Source organism: Ghiorsea bivora (genome assembly GCF_000744415.1).
Lineage (GTDB): Bacteria > Pseudomonadota > Zetaproteobacteria > Mariprofundales > Mariprofundaceae > Ghiorsea > Ghiorsea bivora.
The window spans coordinates 270,381-289,705 of the sequence record NZ_JQLW01000006.1 but is presented as its reverse complement, the minus strand read 5'-3'; the positions used below and the strand labels follow the sequence as shown (position 1 = coordinate 289,705).

Below are 19,325 nucleotides of genomic sequence, written 5' to 3'. Positions count from 1 at the left end.
AAAGAGGTAAACCATGCCAATTGATATTTTTATGACCCAATTATCACCGACGATGACCGAAGGTAAAATTGCGCGTTGGCTAAAAAAAGAAGGTGATACACTTGAATCTGGTGAAGTGATGCTTGAGGTGGAAACCGATAAAGCAACCATGGAAGTAGAAGTCATTGATGAAGGTGTATTACATAAAATTATTGCTCCAGAGGGTGCGTTGGTCAAAGTGGGAGAAGCCATTGGCGTGATTGCCGAAGATGGTGAAGAAGTGCCTGCGGATTATAAACCTGAAGGCAGTGGGCAAGAGCCTATTGTTGAAACACACGGTACACCTGCTGCTGTTGAAGCAGAACCAAGACCTAGTGTTGTACCTGCACCAAGCGAAGTGGCAGCAGCACAAACGCCAGTGGATACAGCAGCTGTAGAACGTGCTGCGAATGATAAGCGTATCAAAGCTTCACCTTTGGCGCGTAGGTTGGCGAAACAGAAAGGTGTTAACCTTGCTGCAATTGCAGGTACTGGTCCTAGAGGTCGTATTGTTAAGGCTGATGTTGAGAATGCAGCCAAGCGTGGTATTAGTTTGGGTGGAGGCTCACAAGCTTTTGTGCCAACTGCAATTCGTCCGCTTCCAACAGGGCCTTTGCCTTACCATGCAGATGAATATGAAGCCATTGAAAACAGCATGATGCGTAAAGCGATTGCCCGTCGTTTAACAGAATCCAAGCAACAAGTTCCACACTTCTATTTAAGCATTGATGTAGCCATGGATAGATTGATGGATTTGCGCGCGCAACTCAATGAATCGGCTGACGGCGCATTTAAATTAAGCGTAAACGATTTTATCGTGAAAGCAGTGTCTAAAGCATTGGTGGACGTGCCTGCGGCAAATGCATCATGGGCTGATTCACATACTTACCAACATAAACATGCACATATTTCTATTGCTGTGGCAATTGAGGGTGGTTTGATTACACCGGTTGTTCGTTTTGCAGAGCAAAAAGGTATTGTTGATATTTCTAATGAAATTAAAGAATTGGCAGGTAAAGCGCGCGCTGGCGAATTAAAACCAGAAGAATATACAGGTGGTACATTCTCCATTTCAAATTTGGGCATGTATGGCATCAAACAATTCCAAGCGATTGTAAATCCACCAGAAGGTGCAATCTTAGCAGTAGGCGGCACTGAAGAGCGTGTTGTGGCTGAGAATGGACAAGCGGTTGTCAAAAAAATGATGACCTTAACCCTATCTTGTGACCATCGCGTAGTGGATGGTGCTGTGGGTGCTGAATATTTGAACGCATTGAAAAAACATATCGAATGCCCTGCAAGTGTATTGATTTAATTATTGAATAAAACACCACTAAGGCAGTAAAACATTAAGGTAAACCCTTCATGTTATTCGTGTTCTTCGTGGTGAACCCATAAAGAGGTAAACCATGCCAATTGATGTATTTATGACCCAGTTATCGCCAACCATGACCGAAGGAAAAATTGCCCGTTGGCTAAAAAAAGAAGGTGATACACTTGAGTCTGGCGAAGTGATGCTGGAAGTTGAAACCGATAAAGCGACCATGGAAGTGGAAGTGATTGATGAAGGTATATTGCATAAAATCATCGCCAAAGAGGGTGACCTTGTTCCTGTAGGTGCTGCGATTGCAGTGATTGCCGAAGATGATGAAGAAATAGCGGCAGACTATGTGCCAGAAAATTTATCAGGTGAAGCGCCAACTGCTGAAACATCGGCTGATGCAGCATCTGTTGCAACGCCGCAAGAAGTCGTAGAAACATTGGCAGCTGCACCTTCCGCGGATGAAGAACATGCATTAAATCTTAAACCAGCTGGTGTATATAACCCTGATGGTGAATACGACGTGGTTGTGGTTGGTGCAGGCCCTGGTGGTTATGTGGCAGCCATTCGCGCAGCACAATTGGGCTTGAAAGTTGCTTGTATTGAATCTACCCATTTGGGTGGTATTTGTTTGAACTGGGGTTGTATTCCAACCAAAGCACTTTTAAGAACAGCTGAAATCATCAATGTTATTCAGCATAGTGGTGATGAGCTCGGCTTAGGTATCACAGAAGCTAAACCTGATTTAACCAAAGCTGTGGCACGTTCGCGCAAAATTTCTGCGAAGTTAAATGGTGGTATTGGTTTCTTATTTAAGAAAAACAAAGTGACCCATATCGAAGGTTTTGCATCATTTGAAGCCGACAACAAGTTAATGGTTAAAGATGCAGATGGTAATAGCAAACAAGTGACTGCCAAACATGTGATTGTGGCAACGGGGGCAAGAGCTCGGTCTTTCCCAGGCATGGATGTAGATAACGAAGTCATCATCACTTATAAACAAGCTTTAGCGCCAACCAAGCTGCCTAAACATTTGGTGGTGATTGGTTCGGGTGCCATTGGTATGGAATTTGCCTACTTCTACAAAGCGATGGGTTCTGAAGTGACGGTGATTGAAGCTGCACCGCAAATCTTACCATTGGAAGACGAAGAAATTTCGAAAGTGGTTGCCCGCTCATTTAAGAAAAATAAAATTAAAATCGTCACCAATGCTATGGTTTCATCAGCGAAAAATGTCGATGGTAAAGCAGTGGTGACTTATAGCGTGAAAGATAAAGAACAAACCATTGAAGGCGATGTTTGTTTGGTTGCAGTGGGTGTTGTAGGTAATACTGACAATATTGGTGCTGAAAACACATCTATGAAGATTGAACGTCAACAAATTGAAGTTGATGATTATTACCGCACCGACCACCCTGGTATTTATGCTATTGGTGATGTGATTGGTGCGCCTGCATTGGCACATGTTGCATCGCATGAAGGCATTGTATGTGTTGAAGCAATTCATGGCGGCACACCGCACCCTGTGGATTATGGTAATGTACCGGGTTGTACCTATTGTCAGCCGCAAGTGGGTTCATGCGGTAAAACTGAGAAACAGTGCAAAGAAGAAGGTTTGGATATCAAAGTAGGGCGTATGGCGTATAGCACCAACGGTAAAGCTATGGGTTTAGCAGAGACTGAAGGCATGGTTAAAACCATTTTTGATGCGGAAACGGGCGAGCTTTTGGGGGCACACATTGTGGGCGCCGAAGCCACTGAATTGATTGTATCCTTGCAACTTGCTCGAACCTTGGAAACCACGGAAGCGGAATTGGCGCATCATATGTTCCCGCACCCAACTTTATCTGAAATGATTCATGAGTCTGTTTTAGACTCAGATGGTAAAGCTATCCATATTTAAAAAGACTTAGGTTTAATAGAGAACACAATGGGATGTGTTTGTTTGTCTGTCTTAGAGACAATGAAGGTTTCATTGCTGTTCTTTTGTTTTAGATATATTTAAGGTTCGTTTTTAATATTCTATTGCGCTGTAATGCGCTGTAAAATGTATTTTGCAACCGCTTGTGTTTCGGTGTCGCTAAGTTTGATGTCGTTCATATCAACTGCCCTGAGATCTAAGCTAAAGGCTAACTTTTTAGTCATGTCTTCAAGACTAATATCTGGATTAAGTAAGTCTTGGGGCAGCTTTCGAAGCTGGCTATTTTCATAGTTGGGACCAATAAAGTGACATTGGCTACAAGTTGACTCCCAAATCTTTTTGCCTAATGCAATATTCGCAACATCGGGCTTAATCTTTTCTTTTGGAGGAGCGGTATCTTTTAGCTTTCTCTTTTCATAATTGTTTTGTTTAAGTGGAATATTAGCTTCATTATCTGTGAAATGTGTCCGACCTTCACTATCTACCCATTTATAAATAACAGTAGCATAAAGGTTGGATGTCATAAATAGCATGAGTGTTATGGAGGTGATGGTTTTTAACAAAAAATGCATGTTCTTCCTCCGAACAAAGTCTTTATAATAACATAAAATAGCGTAGATATTATAAGTAGTCAACTTGAGTGGTGTATATTGTTGGCTAAGGACAAGTATATGACTTGATCAGTGTAGCTTTAAAAGTAAGAGCTTTGGTTGTCGTTTTATGTGAGGCTAACCTTGAGTTTTTTCATGGCTCTAGCTTCTAGTTGGCGCACACGCTCAATGCTGATACCAAGCTCTTCGGCGAGATCTTTTAAGGTGTCAGGCTCTTCAGAAAGGTGGCGGCGTTGAATAATCAGGCGGTCTCGGTCAGATAAATCTTGCATGGCTTGGTGGAGTAAACCTTGTTGATGGCTCGCCCAATCCGCGTTGAGCACTTGTTCCTCGGGAGGAAGCTCTGGAGAAGGAAGTGCCATGACCATGGTTGACCCGCCTTCTTCACTTTCAGCATCCAAGGATACATCACGTTGCAAAAAAGAATGGGCAATATTTTGGAACTCTTGTTCTGTAATGCCATATTCATTTGCCACTTCTTCATCCAAACGCCCTTCAATAGCAGCAATAGCGTGTTTGGCTTTTTTTAACCCTGCAAAAACACGACGTTGCATTTTGTTGGTGCCCATTTTTACGATACTCCATGATTTCAAAATATAATCATGAATCGCTGCGCGTACCCACCAAGATGCATAAGTCATCAGGCGAAAACCTCGGCTTGGGTCAAAGCGGTGTATGGCCTTCATCAAACCAATGGTACCCTCTTGGATTAAGTCCATTTCTGGGAGTCCAAAATGTCTATATTCCCGCGCAATAGCTGCAACAGCATGCAAGTTGCCAAGCAATAAACTTTGCGCTGCTTGCAAGTCTTTTTCTTCGGTCCACTTCTGGGTCAGCCTTGCTTCCTCTTCTCTGTCGAGTTTGGGAATTTGCCTAAGTTCGCGATACCACATATCCAAAGGTGATAGTTCACCACGCTGATAAGGGGTTAACGCAGTATTCTTAGGGTCAAAGGTTGCAGGTAGTTGTTCTTGTTCTGAATTTGCCATTGGTTTAAGAATAAGGTCGGCTGCAGTGAAATACAAGGGCAAGATGTAATGGTTATATATTACAGGAACTGTTGAGCTTTAAGCATTGAAGCTGTAAACGATAGTTTTTCACCGTTTGGCTTAGTCACGCAAATTATTTTACGTAGCTAGAAAACAGGTGTTGCTTTTTTAATATGTGTTATCGATAAAGTCATCATCCAAGTCAAAAGCATGACGTTCTTCTGGGTAGTCTGAAGATTCGTGCGCTGCCATCATAAAAGCAAGATCTTCAAGAGGGATATGATGGTTACGTTGGCTAAGCCAAGCTAACATTTCTGCAGGATTGTCCATTTGATTGAGCATAATAATTCACCTCCATAGGGTTAGATTGAGGCAAACTATTCAACACGTTTAAGACATTATGATGACAAGTTTAAGGCACTAAGATGACATATTCTAGGAGCCTGTTGGACTTATGATAATCTACTGCAAAAAATCGAATATTCATGCTTTTTTCACCTGCACTTTCGTTGAATAGCTCTGCTATTCGCCTCAAATCCATGTGGAAAATCAAAGAACCTCGATATTTCTCGCTACAATTCCATAAGCCCGACAGTCTCCTAGACTGTGTTTTGCTGAAACTGAGTCATTTGTTTGGCGACAAGTGTTGGTAATTGCCCAGCTTTGTACCAATAAGGCTGTTCTCCCGCTATCCCATGTATTGCGACAGCGGCAATCGTTTTTTGTCCAGCGTGTAGCGTTTGTTGTGCCTGGTTGGCGAGTAAGCCCCCCATCATGCCTGCCAAAACATCGCCTGTTCCTGCAACGGCTAAATTGGCAGAGCCAAAAGGGTTCAGCCATACTTGTTGTTGGGGTGAAGCGATAAGTGTTTGTGCCCCTTTGAGTACAACCCAAGCTTGGTAGTTCTTTGCCAGTTTGAGTACAGACTTTAAACGGTTTTCTTGAATATCTGTTGTATTAGTGTGCAGCAGTTGTGCAGCTTCACCAGGGTGTGGGGTGAGTACAGTATATGCTGTACGCTGTTGTAGGGCTGTTTGTAATGTTTGACTGGTTGATAAAATATGCAATGCACCAGCATCCAACACGAGTGGAGCAGGGTGTTGTAAAAGCTGGTGTAAGGTATCATGTTGTGATTCATCCCAACCCATGCCAGCTACAATGGCATCTGCATGTTGCCATGGCGCATGATTTTGTGGGTGTACCATGACTTCTAGAGATGAAGTCGCAATGATTGTATGTGTATCAGGTGGGCATGCGATACTCACAAGCCCAGCGCCAACACTTTGTGCGCCTATGGCTGCCAACTGGGGAGCACCCGTATAACCAATAGCGCCACCAAATATCCATACATGCCCTGAACTGTGTTTGTATGCTTGTGTATCACGCTTGGTTATAACTTGTTGAATCATACACTCATTGATAAGTAAACTGTTGCTAGCATCGGCAGGAACCAATTGTTGTGCATGTTGTAATGTTTTCGTATCAATGCCTATATGCGCAGGGGTAAAGATGTGCCCACTATGTTTATGCCCTTGTTGTAACCAATGCCCCCATTTGTAAGCGGCAATGGGTAGTGTTGCTGTCGCTTGAATGGCTACACCCAATACTTTTCCTGTATTGGCATCAATACCACTTGGGATATCTATAGACAAGATAGGTCTATCCATACGATTCATCGCTTGTATAGCTTGGGCAACCCAACCATGAACAGGTTTGTTTAAACCAATACCAAAAATAGCATCAACGATAATCACCGCACGGTGTAACCATGCTTGCAAGGTGGGTAAATCATCAGCGCAGGTTGCAGGGCGAATTTTAACCCCTGTTTCTTGGGCAAACCTTGCCTGAATAGCAGCATCACCTTGTAATGTTTCTATGGGTATAAGAGGAATCACGGTGACAGGTACATTTTTTGCACGAAGCAAACGGGCAGCAACAAAACCATCGCCACCATTGTTGCCTTGGCCAACGATAATCACGACCCGGCCAGCATCGAGTTTAAGCTTGTGACACAAGGGTAATATCGCTTGTCCTGCACGCTCCATAAGTTGAAGGCTGGTGCTTTGTTTTGCGGTGATGGTTGCTTTGTCAGCGGCAAACATCTGCTGGGCAGTGAGGATATGGTATGCCTGATTCATGTTGCTGTCTTAGACAATAATAAACGATGCATTACAGCAATGCATAAATCCATCACGCAAACCATGCCATGTTCGTTTGCGATATGATAAGCTTCAGGGTGTTGTATGCCTTGTTGTAGCCATAAGGTTTTTGCATGAATGGCAGCAGCTTGTTTGGCAATATCAGGGGTGAATTCAGGCTTGCGAAACACGTCTACGATATCAATAGGTTGAGGTATGTCTGCAAGGGTTGGGTATACAGTTTGCCCAAGAATTGTAGTGGCGGTGGGGTGTACGGGAAATACTTGGTAACCATGTTGGATAAGGTAAGATGCAATTTGGTGGCTAGTTCGATCAGGATTTGGTGAGCAGCCTACAACAGCAATATTTTTAGCCGTTGTTAAAATACTTTTTAGCTGTGTATCACTTGGATTTTGCCATGCCGTTTGCGTTATCATGTACAGCCCCTTTTTTAACCGAAATGAAAGTGAAGCCATGTGATGTTAGTCTGAAGCGCATATATTATCAAGGTTAAGTTATGGATTTGATAGATTTATCTTGCAAAAATGACTCGGTAAGTGTAGAAGGAGAAACTAACTTTTAGTGTAATAAGGTTTCCATCTTAGGAGGCGTTTTGTGAAGAATAATCGTTTGATGTGGTTTCAAGGCATAACCCAACGTATACAAACATGGGTGACGAATTGGTTGTTGCATGAAGAACCGCGAAGATCACCACCCTTGCAAGATTTTCATAAAATGAGTGAGTCTTTGCAGCTTGCAGATGTATTGTTATTTAAGGGTAGGGCGCGAATCAGTCGTGTGATTAGTATTGTGACACAATCCCGTTGGACACATGCAGCATTGTATATTGGTCGGTGTTCCGACTACCCCAAAGATTCGGAAATACTATCTTTAATACGTAAGCACTTTGATGGGGATGTTGATGCGCAATTGGTGTTAGAAAGTTTATTAGGACAAGGCACGGTGATCACACCATTGTCGATGTATGAAAACGATAGTATTCGTTTGTGTAGGCCACGCGGGTTGCTGGAAAAAGATGCCTTGAAAGTTGTGCAACATGCTGTGCAACAAGTGGGTCGAGAATATGATATTCGTCAGCTCTTTGATTTGGCTAGGTTTATGTATCCATACACCTTTCTTCCACGGCGCTGGAAGTCTTCATTGTTTACTTATAAAGCAGGTACTGTGACCAAAGCGGTATGTTCAACAGTTTTGGTTGAAGCATTTATGTCGGTGAAGTTTCCTGTGATTCCTGTGATTCATGAAAAAGGTGATCAGGTTTCTGTGCATAAACGTAACCCACGTTTATACACGCCCCGTGATTTCGATTATTCCCCATATTTTGATATTATTAAATTCCCATATTTGAACTATGACCAAACCTTTTGGGGTTTGGTGACCAAGGGTGGTTATCGGGACTTACCATGGGATGAAGACGAAGCATTTTATTGTAATTGTGGTGAGGATTGTTTTGTAGACGAAGCTGAAGCTAAAGACGTAAGCCAAGGAGAAAAAGTATGATGTATGTGTTTCTGATAGCTGTTGCACTGTTATTTTTTGTGCCAGTGGTGCGCCGTTTTGTGTTGATTCGCCCACTTATGGCTTGGATGAAAAAAGCCATGCCTGCGATTTCAGAGACTGAGCAAGCCGCGATTGATGCGGGTACGGTGTGGTGGGAGCAAAGCTTGTTTCGTGGTAAACCCGATTGGCATGCTTTATCTACTGTAAAACCTGCACAGCTTACTGAAGAAGAGCAGTCATTTTTGGACAACCAAGTCGAAACATTATGCACAATGATTGATGATTGGCAGGTGTATAAAGATGGTGACTTATCTGCGGACGTTTGGGATTACATGAAAAAAGAAAAGTTTTTTGGCATGGGCATTCCCAAAGCGCATGGTGGTTTGGCGTTTTCACCCACCATGCATTCGGAAGTGATTCAAAAAATATCCAGTCGAAGTGTGGTCGCCGCTGTTACAGTGATGGTACCTAACTCACTGGGCCCTGCGGAGCTATTGCTCAATTATGGAACCGAGGCTCAGAAAAAACAGTATTTAAGTAAACTTGCGGTAGGGGAAGAAGTACCTTGTTTTGCGCTTACAGCGCCTGATGCAGGAAGTGATGCAGGTGGCATGGTTGATACAGGTATTGTTGAAAAAGGTGATTTTAATGGTGAGCAAGTATTGGGTATTCGTTTAAATTGGGATAAACGTTATATCACGCTTGCACCAGTGGCGACATTGATTGGTTTAGCCTTTAAATTGTATGACCCCAACCATTTATTGGGTGAACAAGAAGATATTGGTATCACCGTTGCCCTCATTCCAAGAGATATCCAAGGCATCACCATTGGTCAGCGGCACAATCCCTTGTACACGCCATTCCAAAATGGTCCTACCCAAGGCAAAGATGTGTTTATTCCCATGAGTTTCGTGGTGGGTGGGCAAGATTATGTTGGGCAGGGTTGGAAAATGTTGATGGAAAGTTTGGCGGCAGGTCGGGCGATTTCATTGCCTGCTCTTAGCTGTGGCACGGGAAAAATGGCATGTGCAGTCACCTCTGCTTATGTGCGCGTACGCGAACAATTTGGTATTTCCATCGGTCGGTTTGAGGGAGTATCAGAGCGTGTAGCTGATATTATATTGGCAACGTATTCAGTGAATGCAATGCGCCGCTTAACCGTACGGGCTGTGGATTTGGGAGAAAGACCTGCGGTACTGTCTGCCGTTGCCAAATACAATAGCACAGAAGCCATGCGCAAAGCGGTGAATGATGCCATGGATGTGGTCGGTGGTAAGGGCATTATTGTGGGTAAGAAAAATGTGTTGGCACATGTGTATATGGCGATTCCAGTGGGCATTACGGTGGAAGGCGCAAATATTCTTACGCGTAGCATGATTACCTTTGGTCAGGGCGCGATTCGTTGTAACCCGCATATTTTAGCTGAAATTCAGGCATTGTATGATGAAGATGTATCACGTGGTGCGGTATTATTTGATGACACACTTCGGGCGCACCTTGTCAGCTTATTCATGGGTAAAGTGCGCATGTTAAAAGCAGCGTTTTTACCTTGGTTACCATCACACACGCCTGAAAGTCGATTAAGTGCATCCTATCATGCTATCAACTTATTAAGTGCCAAGTTCTCTTATGTGGCGGATATGTCCATGATGGTATTGGGTGGTAAACTGAAATTTTCTGAATCTTTATCAGGGCGTTTGGCAGATGCATTGAGCGGGCTTTACCAAGCATCCGCTATCCTTAAATGGTATGCAGACCGCAATGAACCTGATGCAGAGCGTATGGTTGCAGAAGCGAGCGTGCAGCTACAGTTGCACCGTGTAGAGCAAGCCTTGATGGCAGCATTACGCAATTACCCTATGGCATGGTTAGGCTGGATTTGGCTTAAGTTGTTGTTTCCTTGGGGCGTGCAATATCAGCCAGTGTCGGATAAAACATTGCACCAATTAACCAAAGAAAGCATGAAAAATGGTGCGTTGAGACAAGCTTTGAAAGAAGGTGTGTTTGTACCCCAACACAAAGACGAACCGATGGCGCAATTAGAAGCAGCTTTAAATCAAGCGATTGTTTGTGAGCCTATCTTTACGCGGTTAAAAAATAGATATGGGCGTACAGCCACGCGCATAGCTTCCATTCATGACACTTTAACACAAGCCTTGGCAGATAAAGTGATAAGCCAAGATGAATTTGGTGCGGTACAAACATGGTTGGACTTGCAGCGGCAGGTGATTGCAGTGGATGATTTTGCGCCAGAGGAGGTGCGGGTATGAGCAAACGCAAAGTATATGTGGTGGATGGATTGCGCACCCCATTTTTGAAAGCACGGGGTAAACGTGGGGCATTCTCCGCATCGGATTTGGCAGTGTATGCAGGGCGAAGTTTGTTGATGCGTCAGCCATTTAAGCCCAGTGATTTTGATGAAGTGATTATGGGTTGTGTGATGCCTGAACCTGATGAAATGAATATTGCGCGTATTATCGCGTTGCGTTTGGGTTGTGGTAAAGAAGTGCCTGCGTGGACGGTGCAGCGCAATTGTGCATCGGGTATGCAATCGCTTGATGCGGCAAGGCTTAAAATTCAAGCGGGAGAATCCAATTTGATTCTTGCAGGGGGTACGGAAGTGATGAGCCGCGCACCGTTGTTGCTTAGCCATGCCATGACCGATTGGTTGGGTGATTTTCAGCGTTCTAAAACATTGTCACAAAAACTTTCGGCATTGGTGAAACTCAGACCTTCATTTTTTGCGCCCATCATTGGTATCATCAAAGGACTAAGTGACTCTGTGGTGGGTTTAAGCATGGGGCAAACGGCAGAAAACTTGGCTTATAAATACCATATCAATCGAGAAGAGATGGATGGTTTTGCGGTGGAAAGTCATCTCAAGGTGGTATCGGGCATGGAAAGTCGTGGTTTACAAGATGAAATCGTGTCTATCGTGGATAAACAAGGGCATGTGTATACGGAAGATGATGGGGTGCGCTCTGATTCTACGCTTGAAAGCTTGGGTAAACTTCGCCCTGTATTTGATAGGAAGTTTGGCATGGTCACAGCAGGTAATTCGGCGCAAATCACCGATGGTGCAGCCATGTTGATTTTAGCCAGTGCGCAAGCGGTTCGGAAATACAAATTACCCGTGCTTGGCACCCTTGATGATGTGCACTGGGCAGGTGTAGCGCCTGAACACATGGGTTTAGGCCCTGCCTATGCCATTCCGCCACTGCTTGCGCGAAACAAACTGGGCGTGGGTGATATTGATGCTTGGGAAATCAACGAAGCTTTTGCCGTGCAGGTCTTGGCATGTTTGCAGGATATGAAAGATAAGGGTGTGGGCAATATTCCGCTCGATAAGCTCAACCGAGAAGGTGGTGCAATTGCCATTGGGCATCCTGTGGGTGCAAGTGGGGCGCGGATTGTATTGCACTTGCTTAATAGTATGCAGCGTAATGGTGAAAAACGTGGTGTTGCTTCACTTTGTATTGGTGGCGGACAAGGCGGCGCGGTGTTGTTATCTGGAGGTGAATCATGAGTAAATCACAAGCATGGACACTAGAAACAGATGAACAAGGTGTAGCTTGGTTGCACTTGGATGTGCCCGATAAAGGGGCGAATGTTTTGTCGCAAGCGGTAGTCAAAGCTTTGGGTGATCAATTGGATGAAGTCGAAAAAAATGATGCCAAAGGTTTGATTATTGTATCGGATAAGAAGGCAGGTTTTATTGCGGGTGCTGATGTAGAAGAATTTACACATGTCAAAACTGCCGAAGAAGCCAAAGCCGTGATTGCATTGGCGCATGGTGTGTTTAATCGTTTGCAAGGGTTGAATATACCCACCTTGGCATTGATTCATGGGCATTGTTTGGGTGGTGGTTTGGAATTATCTCTAGCTTGTGATTATCGGGTGGCAGAGGAAACAGCAAGCCTTGGTTTTCCTGAAGTGATGTTGGGCATATTCCCTGGTTTTGGTGGCAGTGTTCGCTCGATTCGATTGATGGGTGTGCAACATGCCATGACCATGATGCTCACGGGTCGCCCTGTGGTTGGTAAACGTGCAAAACGTATGGGTTTGGTAGATGCGGCTGTGCCAGAGCGGCAAATGAAACGTGCTGCTGTGCAAATCATAGCTCAAGCTGGGTCAAAAAGAGTGTATCAAACACCGCTGCTACAAAAGGTTATCAACAGTAGCCTTGGGCGTAAATTGGTGGCAATGGGTTTGCGTAAAATGACGCGCAAACGGGTGAACCCCAAACATTACCCCGCACCTTTTGCCCTGATTGATATGTGGGCAAGGTTTGGGAACAACACTAAACGTATGTTTCAAGCCGAAATGGATACGGTTTCCAAGTTGTTGGTATTGCCTCAAACGCAGAACTTGGTACGCCTATTTTTCTTGCAGGATAGGCTTAAATCCTTTGGCAAAGCGAGTGATGCTAAAATCAATCATATCCATGTGATTGGTGCGGGTGTGATGGGTGGTGATATTGCGGCATGGTGCGCGATGCAGGGCATTAAAGTGACATTGCAAGACCAAGATATGCAGGTGATTGCCAGAGCCATCAAACGGGCAGCAGGTTTGTTCCAGAAGAAATTGCGTGAGCCAAGGTTGGTGCAAGCAGCATTGGATAGATTGATTCCCGATCTTGCAGGTTTGGGTATTGCCGAAGCGGATATGGTGCTTGAAGCTATTGTGGAAAACTTGGACATCAAACAATCCTTGTATCAAAGCATTGAGCCTAAAATGAAACAAGGTGCAGTGCTTGCCACCAATACATCGGGCATTCCCATGGATGATTTGGCAACAGTGCTCACCGCGCCTGAAAGGTTGGTGGGTATTCACTTTTTTAACCCTGTGGCGAAAATGAAGCTGGTGGAAACCATTGCGGGCAAAAAAACAGCAAAAGAAACATTGGCTATTGCGCATCGTTTTGTCACCCAAATTCGCAAACTTCCGCTGCCTGTGAAAAGTTCACCGGGTTTTTTGGTCAATCGTATTTTGATGCCGTATTTGATGGAAGCGGTGAACATGGTGGATGAAGGAAAACAGCCCGAATGTATTGATAAAGCAGCTACAGATTTTGGTATGCCCATGGGGCCGATTACCTTGGCAGATACTGTGGGTTTGGATATTTGTTTGGCAGTTGCCCATGATTTAGCAGATGTGACGGGTGATAAAGTGCCTGAATTCTTGCAAACATGGGTAGAGCAAGGGCGTTTGGGTAAAAAATCGGGGCAAGGTTTTTACCGTTATAACAAAGGTAAACCTGTGATGAGCAAAGCCAATGTGTCGAACAAAGAACAGCAGGAAATCACGGATAGACTCATCACAAGGATAGTTGATGAAGCCAAACGTTGTTTGGATGAAGGCGTGGTGGAAGATGCCGATTTGTTGGATGCTGGCATGGTCTTTGGCACAGGTTTCGCCCCATTCCGTGGTGGGGTGATGAAGTATGCCGCAGATGAAGGAAAGTTATAAAGGAAGTTGTTTGAGGAAGCGCTGATTTATTCAGTGCTTCCGTGCAGCCCATGGACGAGCTGCCAAATCAATAGCGTAAGCGATTGATTTGTAAGAGAAAGGGAAACCACGTTTTTCTTTTCTCGTCCTGATGGTTGGCAGGATGCCAATACATCAGCATTTCCTTAATGATGTAGCACAGCAAGTGGTTTGACGGAGGTGTATAATGAACACAAAACATAAACCGATTTTATATCGTGAAAGCGAAGTGGAAACATTGCACGGCTTATTTTGTGAACGTGTTCGCCGAACCCCTGATGCTTTGGCATACCGTTTTTACGACACACCTCATGAAACATGGCAGGATATATTATGGCAAGATATAGCAGCACGTGTGGATGCATGTGCGAACTTGCTCAAGACTTTGGGTATGGCAGAGCGAGATAGGGCAGCCATATTGATGGAGAATTGTCCTGATTGGATAGTATCAGACCAAGCAGCCTTATCATTAAATATGATTACAGTGCCGCTTTTTTATAATGATAGACCCGAGAATATGGCGTATGTATTGCATGATTCAGGTGCGCGCATTTTGTTTGTTGATCATGAGGAACACTGGGTAAAATTGCAGCCAGCTTTGCAAGACCATACTCTGGAAGTTGTGGTTTTAGTGAAAACGTTAGATGTGTTATGGAAAAAAGATGGTGAGCGCCAAGATCTTGGGCATCAAGATATACCCGCCAGTCTAGCGACGATTGTTTATACATCAGGCACGACAGGAAACCCCAAAGGTGTAATGTTATCCCACCAAAGTATCTTGGAAAATGCCAGTGCTGCGTATGCGGTATCCAATATTTATCCAAGCGATACATTCTTGTCTTTTCTACCTTTATCTCACGCTTTTGAGCGCACGGTGGGTTATTATTTACCCATGCTTTCAGGGGCAACGGTGGCATTTGCGCGTTCCATTCTCACGTTGCAAGAAGACTTGGTAAACATTGCGCCAACGGTGATGGTAACTGTGCCACGCATGTTTGAAAAAATTGATGCAAGATTGGAAGAGAAGTTGGCTCAGGCATCCAAGTTTAAACAAGGTTTGGTTAAACTGGCTGAGGATGTTGGTTTTCGCCACTTTGAAATTCAACAAGGCAAACAATGTTGGCATATCAATCAACTGTTATACCCATTGCTGGATAAAATGGTAGGCAGCAAAGTACGTACATCATTGGGTGGTCGATTGCGGGTCGCGGTTTCAGGTGGTGCGCCATTATCGACATCCATTGGTCGCCGTTATTTGGGTTTTGGTGTACCGATTATTCAGGGTTATGGGTTAACCGAATATTCACCCGTGGTATCTAGCAATCGTTTGGATAGAAACAACCCTGCTTGTGTGGGTGAACCCTTGCAATATACCCAAGTGAAAACAGATACAGAGACAGGTGAGCTTCTTATCAAGGGGCATGGCGTGATGTTAGGTTATTGGCAACAAGCTGAAGCAACCCGTGCCATGATTGATGATGAGGGTTGGTTGCATTCAGGTGATGTGGCGAAAATTGTCGATAATCAAATTTATATCACAGGTCGCATCAAAGACATATTGGTCTTATCCAATGGTGAAAAAGTGCCCCCAACAGACATTGAAGATGCTTTGCTCAAAGATAGTTGGGTTGACCAAGTGATGGTGGTGGGCGAAGGCAAAGCATTCTTGGTGGCATTGATTGTGCCCAGTGAACAAGGAAAAAGTGTGGATAAACGTGCGTTTATCCAACGATTCTCTAAAGATTTACATGCTTTTCCGGGTTATGAAAAAATCAAAGGTGTGGTGGTGTGCGAATCACCGTGGACGATTGAAGAAGGTTTATTAACCCCAACCATGAAACTAAGACGCAGCCATATTTTAGAAAAATACTCAGGTGAAGTTGAAGAAGTGTATGCAAGTTTAGGTTAAACTTTATCATTCAAGTATCCTTGCTGTTTAAACCGAGGCGAACTACTGTTGGTTTGGAAACTGGATTTCAGGGAGGAGGGATGGTTGATTTTTTACCTTTATATAACAAGTGGTTAGCATTAAAGGGCTCTGACCCATAGTTAGCCAAGACGGTATCTGACCCCTATAGTTGTGTTTTATGTATGGTTATATGTAAGAACCCTTAGCGTTGTTGGGTGATTGTTTCTTTTTAAGTTGGTTGCTGCAATGTAATGCAGCCATTTTATAACATTCTGCCAGTGTAGGATAATTAAAAACATGGCAGATTAAGTCATCAACCGTCCCGTTTAAATTCATCACCATTTGCCCAATATGAACCAGTTCACTGGCTGATTCTCCAACAATATGTACACCTAAAATTTTGCGGCTTTGGGCATCAACAAGCAGCTTTAACATACTATTGGAGTCGCCTATAATTTGGCCACGTGCAGTTTCACGGTAAAAACCAAAACCAGCGACATAGTTATGGTTCTGCTTATCCAACGCTGTAGATGTTTTACCGACCCAAGCAACTTCAGGGATTGTGTAGATAGCCATGGGCAAGTGGCTCGAAGTGAGTGTTTCATTGCTATCACATGCATGTAGTGCAGCAATACGACCTTGTTCCATACCTGTGGCTGCCAAGGCAGGTGCACCAATCAAATCTCCGACAGCATAAATATGTGATATATTGGTCTGGTAGTGTTTATTGGTTTCAATCCAGCCACGTTTCTGACATTGAATGCCAAGCGCCTCTAAACCCAAACCATCAGTATTAGGAATACGACCGAGGGCATAGAGCAGAACATCACTTTTCATACTACCATCGCTAAATTTTAGTATCACCTTATCACCTTGACGTGTGATCGACTGAATATTTTCATGCATACGGAATTGAATCCCCATATGCCGCATGCTTGTTTCTAAATTACCCGAAACATCAGCGCATAGAAAGCTGAGAATTTTAGCGTGAGAATCGACAATGGTAACTTCAACACCCAATGAAGCATAAATTGTAGCAAATTCGCAGGCTTATTACACCGCCACCAACAATGGTGAGTGTTTCGGGCAATTCTTTCATGTGTAAAATAGAGGTAGAATCTAATACACGCTCTTTATCAAAAGGAATATCTACAGGGCGACGCGGACGGGAACCTGTTGCTAGAATAAATTTATCAGCATAGATATCTTGTTCTTCACCATGAGGTGTTTTGATACGTAAGGTGTGGGCGTCATAGAAACCAGCTTCCCCTGGAATTAAGGCAACACCATTACGCATGAGTTGACTTAAGAAAACAGACTCTTGCTTATTGATAACAATGTTTTTTTTGCGCACGGATTCAGACAAAAAATTATGTTGACGTGTAATATTAGGATGTACTTTACGCATGCCATGACTGGCTCCCATGGTTGCACTATAGGCAATTTCACGTAGTGCCTTGCAGGGAATAGTGCCCGTTTGTAAACCTGCGCCACCAATACGCGGCTTACGTTCAATTAAACCAACATGTTTCCCGCGTTTGGCAGCTTGAATGGCTGCGCGATGCCCCGCAGGGCCAGAACCTATAACTAAAATATCATAATGAGACATGACAACCTTTTTTGCTTAATAAGAGTTTATTTCGTGATGGTATGGCTATTTAAAGCAGAAAGATACGAATAAAAGAGTATAAAGGGGTCAGAGCCACTGCTGTCCCACTTAGATTTGTATTCAAAATTTCCACCCCAATTGATTCGTATTTTTAAGTTTTTGTTCGGGAGGCTTGAAGATTTCCATCAAGTTTCTACTCACGAACAAATTCATTTGTAGCAATCGAATAATTTGCATTGGGCTTTGTTTCAAGTTGAATATAAACTTCATCCAAACAAGCATAAGGTAAGTGCAAAGTGCGACCATAATTTGTGTGATAACAGCATTCATAGTGGTTCCAATGAATGCTGTTATTTTTAGATTTTGCTTAATCCATTTAAAGAACAATTCAACTTGCCATCGCTGTTTGTACATACCTGCAATGGATTGGCTGACCAATGAAAGTGATTGGTTATAAAGGTGAAAATCTTACCTGTTTCTTCGTCTTTATAGACAACTTTACGCACAGCCTTTAAGCCTCTTTTTTTATTGGTTGCACTGCTGTATCGAATCGTTTCATCGGAAATAACACCGCTGTTCTTTCGCACAGGATGTGACTTAACCACCTCATAAACCGCGTTGCCGCGAATGCGTGTTACAAAGAATATTCCTTGTTAAGTCAAGGTGTTATGCCATATATAGTCATTATAACCTTTATCAAATACAACAACAGAACCCTTAGGAAAATCAAATAGCCGTGCTTGCTCCATTTCAGAACCTTTGCCAACCGTTACCGAAGCAAAAGCAGGAATCAAGCCATCATGATCCAGCCCAAGGTGCTGCTTTTTTGTTGTTGTAATTTGCCCAAGGGAATACAAAAGAAGTGGAACTACGTTTATGTTTAAACATTAGGACGGAATGGCACCCATTTGGGTAGTGGTTTTCCGCCCAGTTCAAAGATGGCTAACCCTCCAATAATCAGGCTTGCGCCGAGTATGATTTGTGGAGTGATGGGTTCGTTGTTGAGATAATAACCGAGGAAAAGTGATGTGATGGGTGTCATCAGGGCAATGAGGGCGACTTTGGTGGCTTGGACGTGTTTTAAAACGTGATAATACAAGGAAAAACCGAAAACTGAGCCAAATAATGCCAAGTAGAGAATGGCGAGTGTGGTATGGCTTGGTGCGGTGGTTAATGTTTGACTTAAAACGTGCCAATCGGGTGATGTGGCAAGCCATGTGATGCATAACAAAGGCGTGGCAACGGATAATGTGCCTGCGGTCATGCTGATGGCGGGCACATGGGCGTTAACACGTTTGACCCAAATGGCGGAGGTGACATGAACCAAGCCTGAAACAACCACGCCGCATACGCCCCACACCGCTTGTTCGCCCCATGTGATGCTTTGTCCAAATACCACCAATAAACCTAAGAAACCAAGAAACATACCGATGATACGATAACGTGTAATCAGTTCATCTTTTAGCCAAAATATGGCAAGAATTGCAGTGAATATCGGGGTGAGTCCAAACAAGAGTGAAACCAAACCTGAAGGAATGAATTGCGCTGCCCAATATACGCTTAACATGCCACCATAAATGCCTAAACCACCATACAAATAAGCCAACAATGCTTGTTTGTGCCAAAGCATACGTTTATTGAGCAGTGCGGCAAAAATGAATGCCAACACAAGCCCAAGAAGCATGCGGCTGGTCAGACCAAACACAAAACCCGCAGCTTGACCTGACCAAGCAATGGCAAGTGGCGTGGTGCTCCATATGAGTACAACACCAAAATAAGCGATGGGTATAGGCATGGGGTG

At 43.8% G+C, this 19,325-nt stretch carries 17 protein-coding genes; 7 read left to right on the top strand and 10 right to left on the bottom strand.

Annotation, left to right across the window (positions count from 1 at the left end):
- The first annotated feature begins 13 nt into the window (after nt 1-13).
- Nucleotides 14-1,333, top strand: a complete 1,320-nt coding sequence (locus DM09_RS04005; RefSeq protein WP_038247754.1) for a pyruvate dehydrogenase complex dihydrolipoamide acetyltransferase — start codon at nt 14-16, stop codon at nt 1,331-1,333.
- Between the two features lie 94 nt (nt 1,334-1,427).
- Nucleotides 1,428-3,242: a dihydrolipoyl dehydrogenase gene (gene lpdA, locus DM09_RS04000; protein ID WP_038247753.1), complete on the top strand. Its 1,815-nt coding sequence runs from the start codon at nt 1,428-1,430 to the stop codon at nt 3,240-3,242.
- A 119-nt stretch (nt 3,243-3,361) separates the two neighbouring features.
- Here the strand turns inward: lpdA and DM09_RS03995 are convergent, their stop codons facing one another.
- The 5 genes from DM09_RS03995 to DM09_RS03980 all read right to left on the bottom strand — a co-directional run bounded on the left by DM09_RS03995 (nt 3,362) and on the right by DM09_RS03980 (nt 7,435).
- Nucleotides 3,362-3,832, bottom strand: coding sequence for a DUF4124 domain-containing protein (locus DM09_RS03995; RefSeq protein ID WP_038247752.1), 471 nt, complete (start codon nt 3,830-3,832; stop codon nt 3,362-3,364).
- Between the two features lie 146 nt (nt 3,833-3,978).
- Nucleotides 3,979-4,860, bottom strand: coding sequence for an RNA polymerase factor sigma-32 (locus DM09_RS03990; RefSeq protein ID WP_081881076.1), 882 nt, complete (start codon nt 4,858-4,860; stop codon nt 3,979-3,981).
- A 168-nt stretch (nt 4,861-5,028) separates the two neighbouring features.
- Nucleotides 5,029-5,202, bottom strand: coding sequence for a hypothetical protein (locus DM09_RS11535; RefSeq protein ID WP_157753593.1), 174 nt, complete (start codon nt 5,200-5,202; stop codon nt 5,029-5,031).
- 257 nt (nt 5,203-5,459) lie between these two features.
- Complete coding sequence (locus DM09_RS03985) at nt 5,460-6,998, bottom strand: bifunctional ADP-dependent NAD(P)H-hydrate dehydratase/NAD(P)H-hydrate epimerase (RefSeq protein WP_038247751.1); 1,539 nt, start codon at nt 6,996-6,998, stop codon at nt 5,460-5,462.
- Nucleotides 6,995-7,435 carry a CoA-binding protein gene (locus DM09_RS03980; RefSeq protein ID WP_038247750.1) on the bottom strand — a complete coding sequence of 147 codons (441 nt, stop codon included), beginning with the start codon at nt 7,433-7,435 and terminating at the stop codon, nt 6,995-6,997. Before DM09_RS03980 ends, DM09_RS03985 begins: the two co-directional genes overlap by 4 nt.
- Nucleotides 7,436-7,613: 178 nt before the next feature.
- Here DM09_RS03980 and DM09_RS03975 point away from each other — a divergent pair, with 178 nt between their 5' ends.
- The 5 genes from DM09_RS03975 (at nt 7,614) to DM09_RS03955 (ending at nt 15,915) form a co-directional block, all read left to right on the top strand.
- Complete coding sequence (locus DM09_RS03975; RefSeq protein ID WP_157753592.1) at nt 7,614-8,519, top strand: YiiX/YebB-like N1pC/P60 family cysteine hydrolase; 906 nt, start codon at nt 7,614-7,616, stop codon at nt 8,517-8,519.
- Nucleotides 8,516-10,789, top strand: a complete 2,274-nt coding sequence (locus tag DM09_RS03970) for an acyl-CoA dehydrogenase (RefSeq protein ID WP_099098485.1) — start codon at nt 8,516-8,518, stop codon at nt 10,787-10,789. Before DM09_RS03975 ends, DM09_RS03970 begins: the two co-directional genes overlap by 4 nt.
- Complete coding sequence (locus DM09_RS03965; RefSeq protein ID WP_038247749.1) at nt 10,786-12,045, top strand: acetyl-CoA C-acetyltransferase; 1,260 nt, start codon at nt 10,786-10,788, stop codon at nt 12,043-12,045. Before DM09_RS03970 ends, DM09_RS03965 begins: the two co-directional genes overlap by 4 nt.
- Nucleotides 12,042-13,988: a 3-hydroxyacyl-CoA dehydrogenase NAD-binding domain-containing protein gene (locus tag DM09_RS03960; protein ID WP_038247748.1), complete on the top strand. Its 1,947-nt coding sequence runs from the start codon at nt 12,042-12,044 to the stop codon at nt 13,986-13,988. Before DM09_RS03965 ends, DM09_RS03960 begins: the two co-directional genes overlap by 4 nt.
- Before the next feature lie 205 nt (nt 13,989-14,193).
- Nucleotides 14,194-15,915, top strand: a complete 1,722-nt coding sequence (locus DM09_RS03955; RefSeq protein WP_051938089.1) for an AMP-dependent synthetase/ligase — start codon at nt 14,194-14,196, stop codon at nt 15,913-15,915.
- 186 nt (nt 15,916-16,101) lie between these two features.
- On the opposite strand, the gene DM09_RS11775 is transcribed toward DM09_RS03955, so the two are convergent.
- The 5 genes from DM09_RS11775 to DM09_RS03940 all read right to left on the bottom strand — a co-directional run bounded on the left by DM09_RS11775 (nt 16,102) and on the right by DM09_RS03940 (nt 19,319).
- Entirely contained in the window at nt 16,102-16,935 is an 834-nt protein-coding gene (locus tag DM09_RS11775) for an FAD-dependent oxidoreductase (protein WP_269764224.1), read from the bottom strand.
- The gene (locus DM09_RS11710; RefSeq protein WP_269764223.1) at nt 16,925-17,524 is read right to left on the bottom strand and encodes an FAD-dependent oxidoreductase; all 600 of its coding nucleotides are present in this window, start codon (nt 17,522-17,524) and stop codon (nt 16,925-16,927) included. Before DM09_RS11710 ends, DM09_RS11775 begins: the two co-directional genes overlap by 11 nt.
- 120 nt (nt 17,525-17,644) lie before the next feature.
- Nucleotides 17,645-17,938 carry a transposase gene (locus DM09_RS11850; protein ID WP_051938087.1) on the bottom strand — a complete coding sequence of 98 codons (294 nt, stop codon included), beginning with the start codon at nt 17,936-17,938 and terminating at the stop codon, nt 17,645-17,647.
- Entirely contained in the window at nt 17,881-18,129 is a 249-nt protein-coding gene (locus DM09_RS11650; RefSeq protein ID WP_198401650.1) for a hypothetical protein, read from the bottom strand. Before DM09_RS11650 ends, DM09_RS11850 begins: the two co-directional genes overlap by 58 nt.
- A gap of 275 nt (nt 18,130-18,404) precedes the next feature.
- The gene (locus DM09_RS03940; RefSeq protein ID WP_038247747.1) at nt 18,405-19,319 is read right to left on the bottom strand and encodes a DMT family transporter; all 915 of its coding nucleotides are present in this window, start codon (nt 19,317-19,319) and stop codon (nt 18,405-18,407) included.
- Nucleotides 19,320-19,325: the final 6 nt, after the last annotated feature.

Coding starts and splice junctions, on each gene's coding strand:
- DM09_RS03965 (WP_038247749.1), top strand. CDS start 10,786: ATGAGCAAACGCAAAGTATATGTGGTGGATGGATTGCGCACCCCATTT.
- DM09_RS03995 (WP_038247752.1), bottom strand. CDS start 3,832: ATGCATTTTTTGTTAAAAACCATCACCTCCATAACACTCATGCTATTT.
- DM09_RS03980 (WP_038247750.1), bottom strand. CDS start 7,435: ATGATAACGCAAACGGCATGGCAAAATCCAAGTGATACACAGCTAAAA.
- lpdA (WP_038247753.1), top strand. CDS start 1,428: ATGCCAATTGATGTATTTATGACCCAGTTATCGCCAACCATGACCGAA.
- DM09_RS03985 (WP_038247751.1), bottom strand. CDS start 6,998: ATGAATCAGGCATACCATATCCTCACTGCCCAGCAGATGTTTGCCGCT.
- DM09_RS03960 (WP_038247748.1), top strand. CDS start 12,042: ATGAGTAAATCACAAGCATGGACACTAGAAACAGATGAACAAGGTGTA.
- DM09_RS11850 (WP_051938087.1), bottom strand. CDS start 17,938: ATGTACAAACAGCGATGGCAAGTTGAATTGTTCTTTAAATGGATTAAG.
- DM09_RS03970 (WP_099098485.1), top strand. CDS start 8,516: ATGATGTATGTGTTTCTGATAGCTGTTGCACTGTTATTTTTTGTGCCA.
- DM09_RS03990 (WP_081881076.1), bottom strand. CDS start 4,860: ATGGCAAATTCAGAACAAGAACAACTACCTGCAACCTTTGACCCTAAG.
- DM09_RS03955 (WP_051938089.1), top strand. CDS start 14,194: ATGAACACAAAACATAAACCGATTTTATATCGTGAAAGCGAAGTGGAA.
- DM09_RS11710 (WP_269764223.1), bottom strand. CDS start 17,524: ATGTCTCATTATGATATTTTAGTTATAGGTTCTGGCCCTGCGGGGCAT.
- DM09_RS11535 (WP_157753593.1), bottom strand. CDS start 5,202: ATGCTCAATCAAATGGACAATCCTGCAGAAATGTTAGCTTGGCTTAGC.
- DM09_RS03940 (WP_038247747.1), bottom strand. CDS start 19,319: ATGCCTATACCCATCGCTTATTTTGGTGTTGTACTCATATGGAGCACC.
- DM09_RS04005 (WP_038247754.1), top strand. CDS start 14: ATGCCAATTGATATTTTTATGACCCAATTATCACCGACGATGACCGAA.